The sequence below is a fragment of the Microlunatus sp. Gsoil 973 genome, from assembly GCF_009707365.1.
Lineage (GTDB): Bacteria > Actinomycetota > Actinomycetes > Propionibacteriales > Propionibacteriaceae > Microlunatus.
In genome coordinates this window covers 4,319,748-4,338,148 of sequence record NZ_CP046122.1, presented here as the reverse complement: position 1 = coordinate 4,338,148, position 18,401 = coordinate 4,319,748, and the positions used below count along the sequence as shown (strand labels likewise).

12 protein-coding genes and 2 pseudogenes are annotated in these 18,401 nt (G+C 67.7%); 3 read left to right on the top strand and 11 right to left on the bottom strand.

Annotated features, from left to right (window positions below):
- Positions 1-3: 3 nt before the first annotated feature.
- The 6 genes and pseudogenes from purL to GJV80_RS20285 form a co-directional block, all read right to left on the bottom strand.
- Positions 4-2,259, bottom strand: coding sequence for a phosphoribosylformylglycinamidine synthase subunit PurL (gene purL, locus GJV80_RS20315; protein ID WP_154689455.1), 2,256 nt, complete (start codon positions 2,257-2,259; stop codon positions 4-6).
- A 435-nt stretch (positions 2,260-2,694) separates the two neighbouring features.
- Positions 2,695-4,836: a hypothetical protein gene (locus GJV80_RS20310; protein ID WP_154689454.1), complete on the bottom strand. Its 2,142-nt coding sequence runs from the start codon at positions 4,834-4,836 to the stop codon at positions 2,695-2,697.
- Between the two features lie 14 nt (positions 4,837-4,850).
- Entirely contained in the window at positions 4,851-5,534 is a 684-nt protein-coding gene (gene purQ / locus GJV80_RS20305) for a phosphoribosylformylglycinamidine synthase subunit PurQ (RefSeq protein ID WP_154689453.1), read from the bottom strand.
- Positions 5,534-6,779 (bottom strand): annotated as a pseudogene (locus GJV80_RS20295) (phosphoribosylaminoimidazolesuccinocarboxamide synthase). The gene purQ and the pseudogene GJV80_RS20295 overlap by 1 nt, the downstream one beginning before the upstream one ends.
- Positions 6,780-6,808: 29 nt before the next feature.
- The gene (locus GJV80_RS20290; RefSeq protein ID WP_154689450.1) at positions 6,809-7,612 is read right to left on the bottom strand and encodes an ABC transporter permease; all 804 of its coding nucleotides are present in this window, start codon (positions 7,610-7,612) and stop codon (positions 6,809-6,811) included.
- The gene (locus tag GJV80_RS20285; RefSeq protein WP_154689449.1) at positions 7,609-8,625 is read right to left on the bottom strand and encodes an ATP-binding cassette domain-containing protein; all 1,017 of its coding nucleotides are present in this window, start codon (positions 8,623-8,625) and stop codon (positions 7,609-7,611) included. Before GJV80_RS20285 ends, GJV80_RS20290 begins: the two co-directional genes overlap by 4 nt.
- Before the next feature lie 244 nt (positions 8,626-8,869).
- On the opposite strand from GJV80_RS20285, the gene GJV80_RS20280 reads away from it, so the two are divergent.
- Positions 8,870-9,052: a PspC domain-containing protein gene (locus GJV80_RS20280; protein ID WP_154689448.1), complete on the top strand. Its 183-nt coding sequence runs from the start codon at positions 8,870-8,872 to the stop codon at positions 9,050-9,052.
- A gap of 116 nt (positions 9,053-9,168) precedes the next feature.
- Here the strand turns inward: GJV80_RS20280 and GJV80_RS20275 are convergent, their stop codons facing one another.
- Genes GJV80_RS20275 through GJV80_RS20265 form a run of 3 tightly spaced genes read right to left on the bottom strand, consistent with a single transcriptional unit; the run spans position 9,169 to position 11,780 of the window.
- Entirely contained in the window at positions 9,169-10,146 is a 978-nt protein-coding gene (locus tag GJV80_RS20275; RefSeq protein WP_154689447.1) for an ATP-binding cassette domain-containing protein, read from the bottom strand.
- A gap of 1 nt (position 10,147) precedes the next feature.
- On the bottom strand, positions 10,148-10,993 hold the full coding sequence (locus GJV80_RS20270) for an ABC transporter permease (protein ID WP_230207888.1): 846 nt from the start codon (positions 10,991-10,993) through the stop codon (positions 10,148-10,150).
- Complete coding sequence (locus tag GJV80_RS20265) at positions 10,986-11,780, bottom strand: ABC-2 family transporter protein (RefSeq protein ID WP_154689446.1); 795 nt, start codon at positions 11,778-11,780, stop codon at positions 10,986-10,988. The genes GJV80_RS20270 and GJV80_RS20265 overlap by 8 nt, the downstream gene beginning before the upstream one ends.
- 133 nt (positions 11,781-11,913) lie before the next feature.
- On the opposite strand from GJV80_RS20265, the gene GJV80_RS20260 reads away from it, so the two are divergent.
- Together GJV80_RS20260 and GJV80_RS20255 are read left to right on the top strand one after the other, a co-directional pair.
- Positions 11,914-13,893, top strand: a complete 1,980-nt coding sequence (locus GJV80_RS20260; RefSeq protein ID WP_154689445.1) for an ABC transporter ATP-binding protein — start codon at positions 11,914-11,916, stop codon at positions 13,891-13,893.
- A gap of 5 nt (positions 13,894-13,898) precedes the next feature.
- Positions 13,899-15,671: an ABC transporter ATP-binding protein gene (locus GJV80_RS20255; protein ID WP_230207887.1), complete on the top strand. Its 1,773-nt coding sequence runs from the start codon at positions 13,899-13,901 to the stop codon at positions 15,669-15,671.
- 9 nt (positions 15,672-15,680) lie between these two features.
- Here the strand turns inward: GJV80_RS20255 and purB are convergent, their stop codons facing one another.
- Positions 15,681-17,114 carry an adenylosuccinate lyase gene (gene purB, locus GJV80_RS20250; protein ID WP_154689443.1) on the bottom strand — a complete coding sequence of 478 codons (1,434 nt, stop codon included), beginning with the start codon at positions 17,112-17,114 and terminating at the stop codon, positions 15,681-15,683.
- Positions 17,111-18,363: pseudogene (gene purD / locus GJV80_RS20245) on the bottom strand (phosphoribosylamine--glycine ligase). The gene purB and the pseudogene purD overlap by 4 nt, the downstream one beginning before the upstream one ends.
- Positions 18,364-18,401 lie beyond the last annotated feature (38 nt).

Genomic DNA, 18,401 nt, shown 5'->3' with positions numbered 1-18,401 from the left:
GTGTCAGGCCGCGACGGCCTGGCGGATCGGCTGCTGCCAGGCCGCCCGGAGCTCGGCCAGGCCGATGTCGAACTGCCCGGTGACCTTCAGCTGATCGCCGGCGACGACACCGAGTTGGTCGACCGGGACTCCATGATCTGCACACAGCGCCTCGAAGGCGCCGCGCTGGTCCTCGGTCACCGAGACGATCACCCGGCCGGTGCTCTCGGAGAACAGCGCCACGAACGGGTCAGCGCCGTCCGGCAGGGTGACTCGGACACCATGATCGTGACGAAGCGCCGACTCGACCAGCGCCTGGGCCAGACCTCCGTCGGAAAGATCATGAGCACTGGACAACAGTCCCTGCTGCGCGGCCGTGACCAACACCTCGGCAAGCCGCTTCTCATGGTCAAGATCGACCACCGGCGGCAGACCACCGAGATGATCATGAACAACACCGGCCCAGGTGGAGCCGGCCAGCTCGTCCTTGGTCTCGCCGAGCAGCAGGACGATGTCACCCTCGGCGCTGAATCCCATCGGAGTCCGACGGGCCACATCGTCGATGACACCCAGGACGCCGACCACCGGGGTCGGCAGGATCGCCTGCTCGCCGGTCTGGTTGTAGAAGCTGACGTTGCCGCCGGTGACCGGTGTGCCGAGCGCCCTGCAGGCGTCGACCAGTCCGGCGATGGCGCGCTCGAACTGCCACATCACCGCCGGGTCCTCGGGCGATCCGAAGTTCAGGCAGTCCGACACCGCGACTGGGCGGGCACCGGTGACGGCGACGTTCCGATAAGCCTCGGCCAACGCCGACTGGGCGCCGGCATACGGGTCCAGGTAGGCGAAACGACCGTTGCAGTCGGTTGCCAGAGCGACCCCCAGCCGGCTGCCCTCGTCGATCCGCAGCATGCCGGAGTCCTCGGGCTGGGCCAGCACCGAATCGCCGCGCACATAGCGGTCGTACTGGTCGGTGACCCAGGACTTGTCGGCCAGGTTGGGTGAGCCGACGAGCCTGATCAGCGTCTCCCGCAGTTCGGCGCCGGTCGCCGGCCGGGGAAGGTCGTTGACCCCGTCGGCCTGGACCCGGTCCTGCCAGTCCGGGCGGGCGTACGGGCGCTCGTAGACCGGTCCTTCGGCGGCGACGGTGCGCGGCCGGACGTCGACGATCGTCTCGCCGTGCCAATCGATGATCAATCGGCCGGTGTCGGTGACCTCGCCGATGTCGGTTGCCAGCACATCCCACTTGCGACAGATCTCGAAGAACCGATCGACATGCTGCGGCTCGACGATCGCCATCATGCGTTCCTGGGATTCGCTCATCAGGATCTCTTCGGGGCTCAGCGTGTGATCGCGCAGCGGTACCAGATCAAGATCGACGTGCATGCCGCCGTCACCGGAACTTGCCAGCTCCGCGGTCGCACAGCTCAGCCCCGCCGCGCCGAGATCACTGATGCCGTTGATCACCCCGGCAGCAAAGAGTTCCAGGGTGCACTCGATCAGCAATTTTTCCTGGAAGGGGTCACCGACCTGCACGCTCGGCCGCTTGGCCGGCCCGGTCTCGTCGAAGGTCTCCGACGCGAGCACCGAGGCGCCGCCGATGCCGTCGCCGCCGGTTGCGGCGCCGTACAAGATCACCTTGTTGCCGACACCGGTCGCCCGGGCGAGGTGAAGATCCTCGTGCTTGAGCACGCCGACACAGAGGGCGTTCACCAGCGGGTTGCCGAGATAGGACCCGTCGAAGACCACCTCGCCACCGATGGTGGGCAGGCCGAGACAGTTTCCGTAACCGCCGACGCCGGCGACCACACCGGGAAGCACGCGGTGGGTGTCGGGAGCATCGAGCGGGCCGAAGCGGAGGGCATCCATCACGCCGACCGGACGCGCACCCATCGCGAGGATGTCGCGAACGATCCCACCGACCCCGGTGGCTGCGCCCTGGTACGGCTCGATATAGGACGGATGGTTGTGTGACTCGATCTTGAAGGTGACGGCGTAGTTCTGGCCGATGTCGATCACGCCGGCGTTCTCACCGATACCGGCCAGCAGTTTGCCGACCGGCGTCTCGGCCGGCAGTTCGCCGAACCGGCGCAGGTGCACCTTGGACGATTTGTAGGAGCAGTGCTCCGACCACATCACGGAGTACATCGCCAGCTCGCTGCCGGTCGGGCGCCGGCCGAGAATGTCCCGGATGCGCCGGTACTCGTCCTCCTTCAGCCCGAGCTCGCTCCAGGGCTGCGGGGTATCGGGAGTCCTGGCCGCCTGTTCAACGGTGTCCGCCACGGCCCAAGGTTATCTACCGGGTGCGCCCGGCGACGAATCACCGACCGGCAGGGGCGGCGACCTGGCCCCGGGTCGCCGCCGATCAGGGACTGCCGGACCGGCCGCTCGCTGGTCGGGAATGGCAGCATCATCGGCGCTGCGCGGCAGTGGCTGCGCACCGAGCGGTCGTGGGACCTCCGATGACCCAGCTGGTGCTCCAGCGACGGCCCGTCCTGGTGAGGCGACAGCTTCATGCTGGACCGGATCCGGCAGCGCCTGGGGAGGAACTTCGGTCGGCTGGATCTCAGCCCCTGCCCCATCGCCCGGGTGCACAACATCGCTGACGATCGACCCACGGCTGGCGCGAGGTCGCCGAGACCGCTCTCGGCTTCGTCCGCCACTTCACCGCCGAGCACCCAGTCCGCCGGGACGGCCGAGGCCGAACCGGCCGGCTGATCAGCGCCGACGCCGGGTTCTCGTCCTGGTGGCGGTTGCCCGGACCGCCGGGTTGCCGGATCGTTCCGGATGTTTCCGGACGGCGCCGACGTCGCCGACCGGCGTCGGCCGGTCGGCGTACTCCGCAGTGTTGATCACCGCGGGCCAGCCGTAGGCCTGAACGCGGTAAAGCAGCAGACCGGCGGTCGTCGCAGCGAAGGGACCGGTGACGGTCAGGAAGACGGCGATGCCGCCGTCGTTGACGAGCGTGCCGAGTACGCCGGTCACCAGCGCGGCACCGGCGGTCACAGCGTAGGTCGACCACAGATCATCGGTGATGGCGTGCCGCACCCTGCGGAAGATCAGCCACCACACCGTCGCGCCGACGATGATCACGATGATCCCCAACGGCATGATCAGGGTCTGCGCAGAGGCGACGCCCTTGCGGATCAGGATCGGCCAGGCATCGCCGCTGATCACCCGCTGCACGAAATCGCCGAGGTGGCTGCGATGCCCCGGGCCACGCGCCCAGTCCGCCAGCGACACCGTGGCCGCGGCGACGGCCGCGATGACAACGATCATGATCGCTCGACCCCAGGTGATCCGTCGACCCGAGATGCCGATCGCCAGCAGCAACACCGCCGGCGTCAGGGTGATCACTCCGCCGAAGTCCGAACCCATGGACGGCCATCCCTCGCAGATCACGGCCAGCCCCCCGATCACCAGCACCGCGGCCACGGCCACCCAGCGATGCCCACGACGCAGGTAGCGGTGGCTGAGATAGCCGGCGACAACCAGCACCGATGCCGCGTAGCAGCCGAAGGTGACGTTCCCGAAGCCGTACCACCTGCCGCCGACGACCGGCCGGGAGTTCAACAGTGAGCCGGGCTGCATCACCCCGCCGAGTGCGGCGTCGGTGGTGAACGTCGCCATGGTGAGCCCGGCGGCGATGATCGGCACCGGGATGCGCCGCCATCGCGAGAGCAGCAGCGTGGCCGACGTCAATGCGGCGACCCACAGGCAGAAGGTGATCACCAGCGCGATCGCCGGGTGGGGACTGGCTGCCCAGGGAAAGGAGCCGGTCAGCATCAGGGCCGCGGTGAAGGTCCCCAGGGCCGCCATCATGGTCCAGGCCGGACGCCAGCGACGGCGGACCAGGAAGAGCGCCAACAGGCCGGCCAGGATCACCCCGAGGATGCTGCCGGCCAGGTAACCAACGGGCGCGACGTCGGAAAGATTCTGTATCGCCTGCAGTCGCCCGATCAGGGCGGCCGACGAGACAGGCTGATCGGTACGGACCTGGATCGGCATGCCGTCGATCGGAGCATCGGCCGCTACCGGTCTGTCGCCCAGCGTGAACCCGAGCAGGGTCCTGGTGAGGTCGGTCAGGATGACGATGCCGTCCCGGCGGGTGCTGTCGGAGGTCATCACTCCCGGAAGTGTGGTGCCGATCCGGTAGATCACCTGGAGATTGCGGTCGCTCGATCCGGCGGCCGGGCCGAGACCGCTGACCAGCAGGGTGACGTCCTGCCGCTCCGCGAGGTCGGAAATGATCTTGTCCGAGTCCTTCCCGGCATCGATGAGCGTCAGTGGACAGGTCAACTGCTCCCCGCTGTTGATCAACTCGGTTGTGGTCCGATAGCGGTCCAGACGGCCGTCCGGGTTCGCCGCGGCCAGCGCAGCGCCCGGTCCGACGGCCTCGATGCAGCCCGGACTGAGCGATGCCAGCGTGCCCAGCCGTGCGTCGCCGGCATCGGCGCGCGAGACGGCGACCCGCGTCGACCAGTCCGGCACCCGGGCAGATGTTGTAGAGCCGCTCACCTGAGGCCGACACAGGCCGCCCGCCGTGGTCCTGCGGCCGGCGCCGATCGTCAGCCATCCGGCGGCGGCGCATTCACTGGGTTGCTGCGGTCTGATGGAGATGGCGCCGACCTGGCTGTCTGCGGTGTGGCTGTCGATGATCCGCCGGTCGGTGGCGTCGGGCAGGTTCCGTCCGGTCACGCCGACCAGCACCACCTTCGTGGTGTAGAAGCTGCTGTCGACGGGCGGCTGCGGCAGTCCGCTGAGTATGCGCAGGATCGCGAACGACAGGGCAAGCGCGACGATCACCACCGTCGACCGGACAGTCAGCGCCCGGCGGCTGGATCGTGCGGCTGCACTCACGGCCGGCGACCGGCTCAGGCGGCCTGCAGCTGTTCGAGGACGCTGGCGAAGAAGCCGACACCGTCCAGCCCGGGTGAGGTGAGCGGATCGACGTTGTGCTCAGGATGCGGCATCAGTCCCACGACATTGCCGCGCTCGTTGGTGATGCCGGCGATGTCCCGATAGGAGCCGTTCGGATTCAGGTCAGTGTCGGCGTACCGGAAGACCACGCGGTCCTCGCCCTCGAGTCGGTCGAGGGTCGCGTTGTCGGCGACGTAGCGGCCCTCGCCGTTCTTCAGCACGATGCTGATCTCCTGACCGGCGGTGAACTGGTTGGTCCAGGCGGTCCGGTTGTTCTCCACGATCAGTTTCTGATCTCGGCAGGTGAAGACCTGGACCTCGTTGCGGATCAGCGCGCCGGGCAGCAGGTGCGCCTCGCAGAGCACCTGGAAGCCGTTGCAGATACCCAGCACCGGCAGGCCGCTGCCGGCCCTGGTGATCAGCTCGGTCATGATCGGGGCGAACCGGGCGATGGCGCCGCAGCGGAGGTAGTCGCCGTAGGAGAAGCCGCCGGGCAGGATCACGGCATCGACACCGTCGAGGGAATCGCTGCCGTGCCAAACCGGAACCGGTTCGGCACCGCACTGCCGGACGGCACGCAGGGCATCATGATCATCCAGCGAACCGGGAAAGGTGATCACGCCGATCCTGGCCGGCATCAGTTCACCGTCTCCTCGAACCGACCGTCCTCGACCCGGATGTCGAAGGTCTCGATGACCGTGTTGGCCAGCAGCGTGTCGGCGGCCTTGCGGATCTCTTCGAGACGATCATCGCTGACCTCGCCGTCCACCTCGATCTCGAACCGCTTGCCCTGCCGGACCGTCAGGCCGTCGAAGCCGAGCCGTTGCAGGGCACCGGTCACCGCCTTGCCCTGTGGATCCAGGATCTCCGGCTTGGGCATCACGTCCACAACCACACGCGCCATGACTCGAATCCTAGCCAGGGATGCCCGATGGACCCGCATCGGCGATCCCTGCCGGACTTCCCGGCCGATTCACCGCGGCGAAGCCGCCGGCCGTCGGAGCGGATCTTCAGCGGAAACGCTGCTGGGTCAGATCCTCGTACGCGTCGAGGTAGCGCTGCCGGGTCGCTGCGACGATCTCGACGGGCAGCGGCGGCGGCGGGACATTGCTCGCCCGGTCCCAGCCCGACTCCTCGACCAGCCAGTCGCGGAGGAACTGCTTGTCGTAGGAGTCGATCCGGACGCCCGGCTGCCAGGTCTTGGCATCGACGAACCGCGACGAGTCCGGAGTCAGCACCTCATCGGCCAATACGATGGTGCCGTCGGCACGGCGGCCGAATTCGAACTTGGTGTCGGCGAGGATGATGCCGCGCTCGGAGGCGTACTCCTCCGCCCGGCGGTAGATCCCCAGGGTCAGCTCCCGGAGCTGGGCAGCAGTCTCCTCGCCGACGCGGCGCTCGGTCTCGGCGAAGTCGATGTTCTCGTCGTGCTCGCCCAGCGGTGCCTTGGTGGCCGGAGTGAAGATCGGCTCCGGCAGCCGGGATCCGTTCTGCAGGCCGACCGGCAACTCGATCCCGCAGACCGTCCGGCTGCGCTGGTACTCCAGCCACCCCGAGCCCATCAGATAACCGCGGGCAACGCATTCAATCTGGATCATGTCGAGTTTCTCGCAGATCACGGCGCGGCCGGCGACAGCCTCGGGGACGTCGCTCGACACGACGTGATTGGCCACGCCGACCAGCTGGTCGAACCACCACAGCGACATCCGGGTGAGGATCTCGCCCTTGTCGGGAATGTCGGGTTGCAGCACGAAGTCGAAGGCGGAGATCTTGTCGGTGGCGACCATCAGCAGCTGGTCCTCACCGACGGCGTACAACTCGCGGACCTTGCCGGCGTGCACCAGGGGGAGGTCGAGAACAGACCCGTATCGCGACTCAGACATTGCTTGCACCCTATCGGTGCCCGATCGGATCAGGCCACATCCTGTCGTGTCGTGGTGAACAACCCGACCACCGCAGGGACAACGGCCCAGCCGAGCAACACGAAGAAGCCGGCGACCGCCGGCCAACTGTCGGCACCTATCCCGGTCTGCAGCACGCCGTTGGCGTCGACCCCGACCAGTGCCGTCGTCGCGTTGCCCGGCATCAGGTTGGCCGGGACCGTCCAATGCTTCAGGGTGAAGACCAGGCCGAGCAGCGGTTCGAGGATGTAGGCGAAGCCGACCGCGATCAGCACCGAGGCGATCATATTGCGGATCAGGATGCCGAAACCGAAGCCGATCATGGTCCACAGGGCGATCGCGACGATGTTGAGCAACAGTGCCTGCCAGGAGGAGCCCTGGTCGAGGAACAACGACCCGCCCTTGGCGAGCACGGTCGGGACAGCGACCAGCAGACTGAGCACGGTGGCCACCAATCCGAAAGCCAAGCCGTACAGGAATGTGGTGGCCGCCTTGGCGATGATCAGTTGGTACCGCCTGGGCACGGCGAGGTAGCTGGTGGACAAGGTCTTGTGCCGGAACTCCGTGCCCATCGCCATCGCCCCGCCGATGATCGCCAGGATGCGGGCCATCGAGTTGGCGCCGGTGTAGATGGTCGTCACGAAATCCGGCTCGGTGAACAGGTTCCGCCCGCCGTCGGTTCCGCCGGCGACCATTCCGATCACCGCATAGATTCCCGAGCCGACGACCCCTGCGGCGGCCGTTGCCGCGAGCAGCACGATCCAGCTGCGGGTGGTGGTCAGTTTCCTGACCTCGGACAGCAATACCGCGCTCATGCGCCGGCCTCCGTGAGTTTGGTGCCGTCCTGGTCGGCCAGCATGGCGAAGAACTCCGATTCCAGATCGACCTCCTGGGTCGCCAGCTCCAGCACCGGGATACCGGCGGAGAACAACTGGCTCCCGATCGACGCCAGCTCGAGACCGGCCACCACGAGGTAGGGGCCGGCGGCATCCTGTAAAAGCTGCCACGGCACCTGGAGTCGATCGAGGACCGCGCCCGCCGCCTGTGGATCGGCGACCCGGACCCGGGCCGAGGTGCTCGCCGCAAGTTCGCTCATCGGCGCCTGTCTGATCAATCGACCATTCCCGATCACCACAACGTCGTCAACGGTGGCCTCGACCTCGTTCAGGATGTGCGAGCTCATCAGCACCACCCGGCCGAGGGCGGCGAAGCTGCGCAGGAACCCGCGCAGCCACCGGATCCCCTCGGGATCGAGGCCGTTGGCCGGTTCGTCCAAGATCAGATAATCCGGGTCTCCCAGCAGGGCGCCGGCCAGGGCGAGCCGCTGCCTCATTCCGAGCGAGTAGCCGCCGACCCGGCGGTCGGCCGCACCGGTCAGGCCGACGAGGTGCAGCAGCTCGTCGATCCGCTCACCTCCGACACCCGCGGTGGTGGCCAGCACGCGGAGGTGATTGCGCCCGCTGCGACCCGGGTGGAAGGCAGGCTCGAGGACCGCGCCGACGCGTTGCTGCGGATGATCAAGATCGGCGTACGGTGTCCCACCGAAGGTCGCCGTGCCCGTGGTAGCCGCGGCCAGTCCGACCAGGATCCGCAGGGTGGTTGATTTGCCAGCTCCGTTCGGGCCGAGGAATCCGGTGATCCGGCCCGGTTGCACCGAGAAGGTGAGTCCCGACACGGCCCGCACCGTGCCGAAGTTCTTGGTCAGCGCGTCGATCAGGATGGGTGGTGTCGACGTGCGCAGCGATCGGCGGCCGGTCCCGGGGCTTCCCGATGGTGATTCCACCGAACCTGCTCGGGCGCGCTTCGGCGGGCCTCCGACTTCCGACATCCCACTCTCCCTGATCTGCCGCCGGGACCGGTGCCGGCGGTTTCTGCGCCAAACGCTAGGCGCCGTTGTGGGAGGAGACATCCCCCGCGAGTCGGATCTTTGACCGGGGTGTACCCGGGATGTTCCCCTGAGCCCGCCCGGGACCTGGCCGACAACCCTCGATCCGAGCGCTTCGAGGGGGCACAGTGGAGTCACCAACGCGGTACGAAGTCCGGCCGCGTCCGACCACAGGAGAACATCGAAGATGTCCACCCTTGTCCGCTCTCGGAACGACCGCATGATTGCCGGTGTCTGCTCGGCGTTGGGCCGACGGTTCGGTGTCCCGACCAACATCGTCCGGCTGATCTTCGTGCTGAGCTGCCTGCTGCCCGGTCCGCAGTTCCTGATCTACATCATCGGCTGGGTCCTGATCCCGAACGAGCGCTGACCCTCCCCTCCCCGCGAGGGGTCAGATAATCCCTCATTCGCGCGGCGTGTCGCGGGCCGTTGCCCGGGAATCAGCCGAAGCATCCGCCGTGGTCGCCGGAATGAACGGCCACGTGATCAGGAGCGGTGGTACAGCGTCCGGACGATGTCCTCGATCGCCGGCTCGGTCAGAGTCAGATCGCGGATCTCGGTCCGGGCGCTGACCTCGGCGAGCACCGCGGCCGCGGTCGTCCGATCCGGGGCGAAGGAGAAGCTCTGCCGGGCGCCGTTCAACTCCGACCCGATGTTACTCGCGCTCGGCACCTCCACCGGACTCTGCGGCTCGGCGAGATCGACGACCAGCACTCGCTGCAGCGCCACCCGCCGGGCCAGGCCCGCCAGGGTTCCGTCATAGGCGAGCTTTCCGTGATCGACCACCAGCACGCGTTCACAGAGCCGCTCGATGTCGCTCATGTCATGGGTGGTGAGCAGCAGCGTCGTGCCCTCCTCGGCCCGCTCGGTGATCAGGAACTGTCGCAGCCGCTCCTTGCTGATCATGTCCAACCCGATGGTCGGCTCGTCCAAGATCAACAGCCTCGGCCGGTGGACCAGCGCGGCAGCGACCTCTCCCCGCATCCGTTCGCCCAGGGACAGCTGCCTGACCGGGGTGTTCAGGAACGGTCCCAGTTCCAGCCCTTCGATCAGCTGCTCGATCCGCGGCAGCGCATCCGCTGCCGACAGCCGATGGATCGCAGCCAGGATGTCGAACGACTCCCTGAGCGGGAGATCCCACCACAACTGACTGCGCTGGCCGAAGACGACGCCGATCTCGCGGGCGAGTCTGCGCCGCTGCGGGACCGGCTCGTACCCGCAGGTCCGGACCCGGCCACTGCTCGGCACCAGGATCCCGGTGAGCATCTTGATCGTCGTCGACTTCCCGGCGCCGTTGGCCCCGATGTAACCGACCGCCTCGCCCCGGGTGATCCGGGCGGAGATGCCGTCAACGGCGTGCACCTCCCGGCGGGTGCGGCGCACCCGGCCGGCCTTCGCCCGCACCACGAAGGTGCGCCGAAGATCATCCAGTTCGATGATCGATTCGCTCATCACGGTGCTCATCTCAACCTCCGGCTCCGGTGTAGTGGCGGACGCCCTTGCGCCAGGCGAGCGCGGCGAGCAGCCAGACCCACGCCGCGAACGCCGGGGCGAGCCAGCCCAGCCAGGCGGGCAGCCAGGCCGGGCCGGGCAGGCCCAACATGATCAGGCACGGCAGGTAGGCCGTCACCGTCACCGGGAAGACGAAGGTGAACAGCACCCGCAGCGGCAACAGCAATGCGCTTCCCGGCAGGTGGCCGGCGTACGAACCGCCGTAGACGAATGCATTGGTGAATTCCTGCCCGTCGATGATCCAGAACTGGATGCCGCCGGCCATCACGAACAGTGCGCCGTAGATCGCCGCGCCGTAGATCGGCGTCGTGATCAACAGGTAGATCGTTGCCGGGGTGAGATCCAGGTCGACCCAGAAGAGCACGATCACTGCGATCAGCAGGCCGAGCAGTGCTCGGCCGAACCGGCGCAACTGGAAGTCGGAGGTGATCATCTGGGCCAGCACCGGTTGTGGCCGGACCAGGAAGGCCTCAAGTTTTCCTTCCCTGATGTAGCGCGGGATCTGGTCGCTCTGCCCGAACACCAGATCGGCAATGCTGAAACCGAAATTCGCCAGGCCGAAGACCAGGGCGGCCTGCGGGAAGTTCAACCCGCCGAGGGTCGGCGTGTTGGTGAGCAGCACGTACGTCTCGACGAATTCCAGCCCGCCGGTCAGGAACGAGTTGACACTGTTGATCCAGAAGCTGGATCGGTAGGTCATCTGGGCCCTGACCCGGGAGGCCAGCACGACCGCGTACGACTCCCGCTTGCTGATCATGGTCGGCGACGTGGCGGACCGAACCGCGGAGACTTCAGCCACCCTGCACCACCAATCGCGACGAGCCACGCCACAGCATCAGCCGGGTCGCAGCGACCAGGAACCCGAGCCACAGCACCTGGATGACGACCGCCTCCAGCGCTGCGCTGCCGGTGACCCGGCCGGAGATGACGTCGATCGGGCTCTGGAACATCGACGGGAAGGGTGAGGCGTGGGCGATCACCTGCAGCCAGCCGGGAAAGATGTGCACGGGGACGTAGAACCCGCTGAGCAATGACATCAGCAGCAGGTAGAGGTTGGCGTAGCCCTGGACGTCGAGGGTCCAGAGGCTGATCAGGTTGACGCCATAGCGCAGCAGGAAGCTGATCGAGACTGCCAGCGCGAGGCTGACGATGCCCAGCGGGATCGCCGAGGCGGCGTGGGAGAACGCGATCCCGGTGGTCAATGCCCCGACGATCACCGGGATCAGACCGCGGGCCGGCAGCATCAATGCCGCCCGGCCGAAATCCCTTGCCCAGTAGGAGAGTTGCAGGTCGATCGGTCGCGACAGGTCGATCGCAATCTCGCCGGTGCGAACCCGCTCGGAGACCTCATGGCTGCTCATCAGGCCGATGCCGGCCAACAATCCCTGACCCAGCCAGACGTAGGTTGAGGCCTGCGCGCGGTCGTAACCGGCGATACTGCCGCCGGCGCCGACCAGGGCGGCGTAGAAGATGCTGAACCGGATGAATCCGAAGACGCTGTTGGTAGTGATGCCGGCGGCCAATGCCAGCCGGTAGGTGCTCTGCCGCCGGAACTCTGCCGAAGCGAGAAGAAGATAGCGGCGCACAATCAACCGACACTAGGACGACACCCCCGTGCCGTCAACGGCTTTTCGCAGAACATCAGCCCGGTTCACGACGACGCCATAGTGACGCCACATTGCCGTTGACATGGTGTCATTGTGGTGCCACGATGACACCATGTCCCAGGTGCCAGTGACTCAGGCCGACACAGACCAGGCCGATACGACCCGACTCTCGGCACGAATCGCCGCGATCGCACCGGTCGGCCGCTCCTACCTCGGACACGCCCGCCTGCTGTGGTCGACGGCCCCGCTGGCATCGATCGCCGCACTCCTGCTCACCGTGCTGGGTGCTGCCGCTTCGACCGCCGGGATCATCCTGCTCGGCAAGGTCATCGGAGCCGCCGTCGCCGCGATCGGCCAACAGGGCCCGACCGCGACGGGTCCGGACCCGACGGGGCCGGGAGCGGCCACGGCGATGGTGTGGCTGGGTTGGCTCGCCGTCAGTTTCCTGGTACCGCCGATCGCCGGGGGCATCGTCGCGGTACTCAGCCAGCACATCACCTCGGTGGCGGTTGCGCGGGTCAGCGCACTCACCGTCGAGTACGCCGCTGCCCCGCACGGGATCGGTCACCTGGAGGATCCTGACGGGTCGCGCCGGTTGCAGCGGATGGTGCAGTCGATCGGCGAGTGGACCTATCTGGAAGGCATAGCCGGGACCTGGACGGTGCTGCAGACCCGACTGAGCGGAATCGGCGCGTTCGCCGTGATCGCGGGTTGGCACTGGTGGGCCGCCGCGGTGCTGGCGCTCGGCTACCTGATCACCGGCCGGGCGATGACGGCCTGGTTGCTGTCGATCTTCGCCGACATGGCGATCGACCCGCCGATCGACCGTCGACGAGCGAGCTACCTCTTCGGCGTCCTGATGAAGGCCGACGCGGCCAAGGAGATCCGGCTGTTCGGCCTGCCGAGCTGGATGATCCAGACCTACGGTCGGCTGTGGCAGGAGGCAATGACCGGCGTCTGGCGACGACGCAACGCCACCGTCGGCCCGATCATCGCCAGCACGGGCGCGATGGGCGTCTGCGCCCTGATCTTCTACGCCGTGCTCGGACGCGAGGCCTGGTCGGGTGCGATCCCCTCGGCCACGGTCACTGCGATGGTCGGCGCATCGATCGGCATGCAGGCGCTCGGCATGCTGGGTGACGAGCAGGTGCTCTTCAGCCAGGCGATGGCGACCACCCAGCGGCTTCGGACGGTCCGCGTCGAGGCAGGGCTGCCGGGCTTGGAGCACGCACCCGATCGTCCGATCGCCAACGGGCCGGGAGCACCGGCGCCCGCCGAAATCCGCATCCAGGACCTGCACTTCGGCTATCCGAGCCGGGACACGCCGATCTTCACCGGCCTCGACCTCACCGTGCCCGCCGGCCAGTCGATCGCCATCGTCGGTGTCAACGGCGCCGGAAAGTCGACCTTGATCAAACTGCTCTGCGGTCTGTACCGGCCCGACTCCGGTTCGGTACTGGTCGACGGCCGTGACCCCTCCACCGATCCGGCGGCCCAGGCCCGGGTCGCCGTGATCTTCCAGGACTTCGTCCGCTACCACCTGTCGCTGAGGGACAACGTCGCCCTCGGCGCCCGGACCGCCCGGAACACCGACGCGGTGGTACGCACCGCATTGCACGACGCGGCAGCCGATGACGTACTTGACCGGCTCGACGGCGACTGGGACGTCGTGCTCTCCGGAGAGTATTCCGGCGGCACCGACCTGTCCGGCGGCCAGTGGCAGCGGGTGGCACTGGCCCGGGCCCTCGCCGCTATCGAGGGCGGGTCCGGGGTCCTGGTGCTCGACGAACCGACGGCTGCCCTCGACGTCCGTGCCGAGGCACAACTCTTCGACCGCTTCCTCTCGGTCACCCGTGGTATGACCACGGTGCTGGTCAGCCACCGGCTCAGCTCGGTACGCCATGCCGACCGGATCGTCGTCATCGAGGACGGCAGGATCGTCGAGGACGGCAGCCACGAGGTGCTGCTCGAGCGCGGCGGCCGGTATGCCCGGATGTTCACCCTGCAGGCGAGCCGGTTCGCCTCCGCCGCCGGCCGATCGCCCGAGTCAGGTAGGCCGACCTCCCAGATCGCCGAAGGGGCTGTCCGATGATCACCATGATCAGATCCATTGCCCTGGTCGTCGCTGCATCAGTGCGGGTCAGCCCGCGGCAGAGCCTGGTCTGCCTGCTCGAGACCCTGGGCAATTTCGTCGGCATGCTGCAGCCACTGTTCATCGCCTGGCTGGTCACCGGCGCGATCCAGCACGACGCCGGCCTGGTGATCAGGGCCGTTATCTGCTTCGTTGTCTCGCTGACCGTCGTCGGCGTGCTGATGATCATCGGAAACAACGCCAGGATCTCCCAGTACGAACGGGTCGGTTTCTGGTTCGACACCGAGATCTCCCGGCTCAGCTCCTCGATCGCCACACTCGACCACCTGCAGAGTGCCGAATACCAGGACAAGGCGCAGACCCTTCGTGATCACCAGGGTCTGCTCGGCTTCGCCTTCAACATGGTGCTGAACGCCTTGCGGATGGCGGTCACCGGCGTCGGCACGCTGGTGTTGGCGCTGACCGCCGACCCGCGGATGCTGCTGGTCGTCATCGCCGGAATCCCGGCCGTGATCATCGCACGCTGGACCACCCGCTGGCAGACCACGGCCGACGATGCCGCCGCCCAGCCGAGCCGCCATGTCAAGCACCTGCTCGAACTCGCCACCCAGCCCGGCCCGGGCGCGGAGATCCGGGTGTTCGGATTGCAGCGCTGGTTGCGGGACTCCACGGACGCCGCGGCCCGGCGCTGGCTCGATCTCCGCGTCGACCTGGCCAAACGGCAATCATTGCTGCAGACCAGCACGACGGTGCTGTTCTTCGCCGTCGCCGGCGCCGTCCTGGCCTGGATGCTGCGGGACACCGTCGCCGGCCGGGTCTCGATCGCCGAGTTCGTCCTGGCGGCCAGCCTGGTCACCCGGCTGCAGATGATCAGCGACATCCTGCAATGGTCGGTGCGGATGCTGGTCCGGGTGAGCAATGACGGCAGCCGATTCCTCTGGCTGCGCGACTACGCCGCCGATCAGCAGGCCAGGCACACCGGAACGCTGACGCCTCCCCGACGGTTGCACGCCGGGATCAGCACGATCGGGCTCGGCTACAGCTATCCCGGCGCCGAGACGCCCACGCTGACCGATCTCAACCTCGATCTGCCGGCCGGCGCCGTGGTGGCCGTCGTCGGCGAGAACGGTGCAGGCAAGTCGACGCTGATCGGCCTACTGACCGGCATGCTCAACCCGACCGAAGGGAAGGTGCTGGTCGATGGAGTCGATCTTGCCGATCTTGATCAGACGAAATGGCGCGCCAGGATGTCGGGCGCCTTCCAGGACTATGCCCGCCTGGAACTCACCGCACAGCAATCGATCGGGATCGGTGATCTCGCGGCGCTGAACAGTGAGCCGGCGGTCAACGCCGCCCTCGACAGAGCCGCCGCGACCGATGTGATGAAGGCGCTGCCCACCGGGCTGGCGACCCAGCTGGGCACCACCTGGCCCGAAGGTGTCGAGCTGTCCGGCGGGCAGTGGCAGCGCCTGGCGATCGCCCGCGGAATGATGCGCGACGCTCCGTTGCTGCTGGTGTTGGACGAGCCGACCGCCGCGCTCGACGCCGGCACCGAGCACGCGCTCTTCGAACGGTACGCGGATGCGGCACGCCGGGCGGGCGGCCGGGGCGGGGTCACGCTGCTGGTGACCCACCGTTTCTCCACGGTCGCCTCGGCCGATCTGGTCGTCGTACTGCGGGGCGGGCGGGTTGCCGAGGTCGGCACGCATGCGCAGTTGTACGCGGCGGGCAACCACTACGCCGAGCTGTACGACCTCCAGGCACGCGGCTATCGGTGAGCCGACCGCTCAGAGAATGTCGCCGGGGACGTAGGCCGCCGCCTCCGGGTGCTCCTTGGCGATCTTCTCCACCTCGGAGGCCAACGCGGCGACCTGACTGGTCGCCGTCCCGGCCAGCTCCAGCGGAGCGGCCAGCACCGACGCCAGCGCCCGGCGATCGAGGCCCAGCCTCGGATCCGCCGCGAACCGGTCCAGCAGGTCATTGTCCCGACGGCCGGTCTCCCGCATCTCCAGTGCCACGGCGACCGCGTGTTCCTTGATCGCTTCGTGGGCCGTCTCCCGTCCGACACCGGTGCGCACCGCCGCCATCAACACCTTCGTTGTGGTGAGGAACGGCAGATAGCGCTGCAGTTCTGCCTCGATCACCGCCGGGAACGGGCCGAAATCGGACAGCACGGAGAGGAACGTCTCGAACAGCCCGTCCAGCGCGAAGAAGCTGTCGGGCAGGGCCACCCGGCGAACCACCGAATCGGAGACGTCACCTTCGTTCCACTGGTCCCCGGCCAGCTCGCCGATCATGGAGACGTGACCGCGAATGATCACCGCGAGCCCGTTGACCCGTTCGCAGGAACGGGTGTTCATCTTGTGCGGCATCGCCGACGAACCGACCTGGCCTGGCCGGAAACCCTCGGTGACGAGTTCGTTGCCGGCCATCAGCCGAATGCTGGTGGCGACATTGGACGGCGCCGCGGCCACCTGGGCCAGGGCGGACACCACGTCGTAGTCCAGGGAACGCGGATAGACCTGTCCGGTGGAGGTGAACACCTCGGGAATGCCCAGGTGTTCGGTGATCCTTGACTCCAGTTCGGCGACCTTGGCCTCGTCACCGTCGAACAGGTCGAGCATGTCCTGGCTGGTGCCGACCGGGCCCTTGATCCCGCGCAGCGGATACCGGTTGATCAGTTCCGAGATTCGGGCATAGCTGACCAGAGCCTCATCGGCCGCGGTGGCGAATCGCTTGCCCAGCGTTGTCACCTGTGCCGGCACGTTGTGGGAGCGACCGGCCATCGGCAGCTCGGCATGGGCGGTCGCCAGCCGGGTCAGCGTGACCAGCGTGGCGACCAGCCGGTCGCGGATGATCTTCAGCGCCGAGACGATCTGCAGTTGTTCGACGTTCTCGGTGAGGTCACGGCTGGTCATCCCCTTGTGGATGTGCTCATAGCCCGCCAGGGCGTTGAACTCCTCGATCCGGGCCTTGACGTCGTGCCGGGTGATCCGTTCCCGGGCCGCGATACCGGCCAGATCGACCCGATCGACAACCCGCTGGTAGGCGGTGATCACCGCGTCCGGATCATCGCCACCGAAGTCGACACCGAGGTCACGCTGGGCGGTCAACACCGCAAGCCACAGCCGGCGCTCCAGGATGATCTTGTTCTCCGGTGACCACAGTTGCTGCATGGCAGCCGAGGCGTACCGGTTGGCGAGCACATTGGGAATACTCATGATCGGATCTCCACCTTGCCCTCAGCAGCCGCCAACGCGATGTCCGTACGGTAGAACGACCCTGCCAAGTTGATCTTGGCCAGCTCACGGTACGCCTCACGGCGGGCGGCATGCAGATCGTCACCGAGCCCGACCACGGTGAGAACCCGACCGCCGGAACTGACCAGCTGCCCATGATCATCAACCCTGGTTCCGGCGTGCAGCACCGGAGCGCTCACCTGGTCGAGTCCGGTGATCGGTCGGCCGGTGATCGGCTTCTCCGGATAACCCTCGGAGGCCAGCACCACTCCGACCGCGGCGCCGGGCTTCCATCGCAACGGTGGGTGATCGGCGAGCCGGCCGGTGGCAGCGGCGTACAACACGCCGGCCAGCGGTGTGTCCAGTTTGGCCAGTAGGGGTTGGGTCTCCGGGTCGCCGAAACGGGCGTTGAACTCCACCACCCGGATGCCGCGGCCGGTCAGCGCAAGGCCGGTGTAGAGCAGTCCGACGAAGGGGCTTCCGCGTCGCGCGAGTTCGTCGACAGTCGGCTGGATGACCGTCCGGACGACCTCCTCGACAAGACCATCGGGTGCCCAGGGGAGCGGCGTGTACGCCCCCATGCCCCCGGTGTTGGGTCCTTGATCGTCGTCGTGGGCGCGTTTGAAGTCCTGGGCGGCGGCAGGGGCACGACGGTGCGGCCGTCGACGAAGGCGAAGAGGCTGACCTCGGGACCGTCCAGGTACTCCTCCACGACCACGCGATCGCAGTGCGACGCATGCTCGACAGCGGCCTGCAGGTCGTCGGTGACGATGACACCCTTGCCGGCGGCCAGGCCGTCGTCCTTGACCACGTACGGCGCCCCGAACTTGTCCAACGCGGCCCGGGCCTGGTCGGGTTCGGCGCACGCCGCCGACTCCGCGGTCGGAACGCCGGCGGCCGCCATCACCTCCTTGGCGAACGCCTTGCTGCCCTCGATCCGGGCAGCCGCGGCATCCGGCCCGAAGACGGGGATGCCGATGGCCCGCACAGCGTCGGCGACACCGGCGACCAGCGGGGCCTCCGGGCCGACAACGACCAACCCGACACCCAACTCCGACGCCAGGGCGGCGACGGCTGCACCGTCGCCGGCGTCGACCGGGCGGTTCTCTGCGACGGCGGCGGTTCCCGGATTGCCGGGAGCAACGTACAGCCGGGTGACGGCCGGGTCGCGGCTCAGCGCCAGCGCGATCGCGTGCTCCCGCGCACCGTTCCCGACGACCAGCACCGCCAGATCGGTTGCCATTTCCGCGGAGCGGTCGGACGGGAGAT

Excerpts from the sequence above, each read along its gene's own strand:
- purQ (WP_154689453.1), bottom strand. The coding sequence starts at position 5,534 with ATGCCGGCCAGGATCGGCGTGATCACCTTTCCCGGTTCGCTGGATGAT.
- GJV80_RS20290 (WP_154689450.1), bottom strand. The coding sequence starts at position 7,612 with ATGAGCGCGGTATTGCTGTCCGAGGTCAGGAAACTGACCACCACCCGC.
- GJV80_RS20285 (WP_154689449.1), bottom strand. The coding sequence starts at position 8,625 with ATGTCGGAAGTCGGAGGCCCGCCGAAGCGCGCCCGAGCAGGTTCGGTG.
- GJV80_RS20280 (WP_154689448.1), top strand. The coding sequence starts at position 8,870 with ATGTCCACCCTTGTCCGCTCTCGGAACGACCGCATGATTGCCGGTGTC.
- GJV80_RS20275 (WP_154689447.1), bottom strand. The coding sequence starts at position 10,146 with ATGAGCACCGTGATGAGCGAATCGATCATCGAACTGGATGATCTTCGG.
- GJV80_RS20260 (WP_154689445.1), top strand. The coding sequence starts at position 11,914 with ATGTCCCAGGTGCCAGTGACTCAGGCCGACACAGACCAGGCCGATACG.
- GJV80_RS20255 (WP_230207887.1), top strand. The coding sequence starts at position 13,899 with ATGATCAGATCCATTGCCCTGGTCGTCGCTGCATCAGTGCGGGTCAGC.
- purB (WP_154689443.1), bottom strand. The coding sequence starts at position 17,114 with ATGAGTATTCCCAATGTGCTCGCCAACCGGTACGCCTCGGCTGCCATG.